At 61.0% G+C, this 2,748-nt stretch carries 2 protein-coding genes; one reads left to right on the top strand and one right to left on the bottom strand.

Going from position 1 to position 2,748, the window contains the following annotated elements; translation table 11 throughout:
* Positions 1–137: 137 nt before the first annotated feature.
* Positions 138–2,207, top strand: a complete 2,070-nt coding sequence (locus HMPREF1022_RS03705) for a methyl-accepting chemotaxis protein (RefSeq protein ID WP_009301952.1) — start codon at positions 138–140, stop codon at positions 2,205–2,207.
* 184 nt (positions 2,208–2,391) lie between these two features.
* Here HMPREF1022_RS03705 and HMPREF1022_RS17930 read toward each other — a convergent pair.
* The coding region (locus HMPREF1022_RS17930) for a hypothetical protein (RefSeq protein ID WP_198005312.1) at positions 2,392–2,748 on the bottom strand (357 nt) is incomplete at its 5' end.

The raw sequence follows: 2,748 nt of genomic DNA, 5'->3' as shown, positions 1-2,748 counted from the left end.
GAGAGAGAGAGAGACGAAATTAACAAAAATCTGACTTGCTTTGTGGGCGCGCGTACGGGCCAAAGCATCTCCGGCGACAGTGCGGGGCTTTGGCCTTTTTTGGGCGCGGCACACAAAACGTTCACTGAGGGGGAAGTATGAAACTCACGATCCAGAATAAGCTCCTGTTGCCCAGCCTGACGGCCCTTGTCATTCTGATCCTGTGCAGCACGCTGCTGGTCGCAAGCATGATCGCCGGCCGCCTGGAGGAGAATTTCCGGCAGGAGCTGGACGTGAGCAACAGCATTCTGCTCAAGGGCGTGAACAATGCCGCCGTCAATTACAAAGACAGCGTGCGAGCCATGGCGGCAACGGCCCGGCTGCGCGCCCTGGGCAACATACTGGGCGGGGGGCAGACCGGGATCGATTCAGCCCGGCTGGCCGAGGCCGCGCAACTGGCCCAAAGCGTTCTGGAAGGCTACGCCAAACTGTATAAGGCCTTTCCGGTGGTCAATATCGCCGGGCCCGACGGCCTGGTGGTGGCGGGCAGCAACAAGGATGCCGTGGGTAAGGTCAATGTGGGCAAGCGCGCCTATTTTCAGGCGTCTTTGAAGGGAGAGACGGTCATCTCCGCGCCGCTCATGAGCATGGACATCCACGACAAGGCCATGGTGGTTTCCACACCGCTGCTGAACGCCTCCGGCAAACCCACGGGCGTGCTCTACGCCATCCTGCCCTGCCGGGACGTCGTCGCCAGCACCATTGAGGGCGTGCGCATCAGCAAAACCGGCTATGCCTATATTCTGGACAGCGGCGGCCTGATGCTGGCCCATCCCGACACCAAACTGATCCAGGAATTCGACGCCCAAAAGGTGGAATGGGGACGCCAGGTGCTTGGCTCACCCCAGGGAACCCTGCGCTACACCACCAGCACGGGCGTGGACCGCCTGCTCAACTTTCGGCTGGACCCGGAATCCGGCTGGATCGCCGTCACCTGCCTGGACGTCTCGGAAATCAACGAGACCACGGCCTATATCCGCAATGCCGCCCTGGGCATCATGCTGGCCGGCGCGGCCATTGTGGGCCTGATCATCTTTCTGGTCACCCGCCCCATCATCCGCGATCTGCTGCAGTGCGTTGCGTGCGCCAAGGCCATCGCCGAGGGCGATCTGGACAGACAACTCACTGTGACCCGCAACGATGAGTTGGGCACACTTTTCGACGCCCTGCGCAGCATGGTGGCCCATCTCAAGGAGATGATCGCCGCCGCCCATCAGGAATCGGAAAAGGCCAACGAGCATTCCCGCAAGGCCGAGGAAGCCATGCGGCAGGCCGAACAAGCCGGTAAGGAAGCCCAAGCCAAGGCCAGGGCCATGCTGACGGCCGCCGACAAACTGGAACAGGTGGGCAGCGCGGTTTCCTCCGCCTCCACCCAGTTGTCCGCCCAGGTTGAGCAGTCCGACCGGGGCGCGGCCGAGTCCGCCACCCGCTTGGGCGAAGCGGCCACAGCCATGAACGAAATGAACGCCACTGTCCAGGAAGTGGCCAGAAACGCCGGTTCCGCCTCGGCCGCTTCCGCCGAAACCAAGCAAAAGGCCGAAGCCGGGGCCCAGGTGGTGGAAAAGGCCGTGCGGAGCATCGGGCAGGTCCATCAGATGTCCCTGGAACTCAAGGAGGATATGGTCCAGCTCAACGCGCACGCCCGGGACATCAGCCGGATTATGGCCGTGATCTCGGACATCGCGGACCAGACGAACCTGCTGGCGCTCAACGCCGCCATTGAGGCCGCCCGCGCGGGCGAGGCCGGGCGAGGCTTCGCCGTGGTGGCCGACGAAGTGCGCAAGCTGGCCGAAAAGACCATGGCTTCCACCAACGACGTGGGCAACGCCATCAAGGCCATCCAGGAAAGCACGGCAAAGAGCATGACCGGCGTGGACAACGCCGTGGAACGCATCGGCGAAGCCACGGAGCTCGCCGGGCAATCCGGCGCGGCCCTGGAGGAAATTGTGGCCACCGTGGAAGCCACGGCCGACCAGGTCAACGCCATTGCCACAGCCAGCGAGGAGCAGTCCGCCGCCAGCGAGGAGATCAACCAGTCCATCGTCCAGGTCAACGACATGTCCCGCCAGACCGCCGAAGCCATGGGTGAGGCCGCCAAAGCCGTGTCCGACCTGGCCGCCCAGGCCCGGACGCTCACGGAGCTGATCCAGGAGCTGAAACAGGCCTGACATTGACGGAAATTTGCGGTCGGGGGCAGCGCATACTCCGACCGCAAACGGGCGCGTATGGACAGCACGCGCCCTCCCCGGGCGCGTCCCGAAGTGGACAGCGGGACGCGCCTTTCTTTCTCTTGAGGGGCAATGTATTCCAGTATATGGGATAAATTTTTATCCCATATGACATTTTTGTCTTTTATAATACATTGTTAACGTCCATATATTTTGAAAATTCTTTTGAATGAGTTCCCAAAAAACTAAAGTTATTTTTCTCTAATCCGATATAAAACCACATAACGATGCGGCAGGCTGCTTTCACCCAAGAGCAGGGTGAAAAAAAACGCGCAAAGCGATGCTTGGGGCCGACGCCCCCGGCGGCGGCTTTTTGCACAAGGGAATATGATGAAGCGCATAAACGGACATCCTCTTCTTCCCCATCGCCGCACTGCCGGATGCCCGGCACCGCTTTTCTTTGCCGCAGAGAGAGAGAGAGAGAGAGAGAGAGAGAGAGAGAGAGAGAGAGAGAGAGTAGTAGACGCGGCGCGTCGTCGTT

The sequence above is a fragment of the Desulfovibrio sp. 6_1_46AFAA genome (genome assembly GCF_000224635.1).
Lineage (GTDB): Bacteria > Desulfobacterota > Desulfovibrionia > Desulfovibrionales > Desulfovibrionaceae > Desulfovibrio > Desulfovibrio fairfieldensis.
Note: the sequence above shows the minus strand (reverse complement) of the source record. Positions and strands in the feature narration are given on the sequence as shown.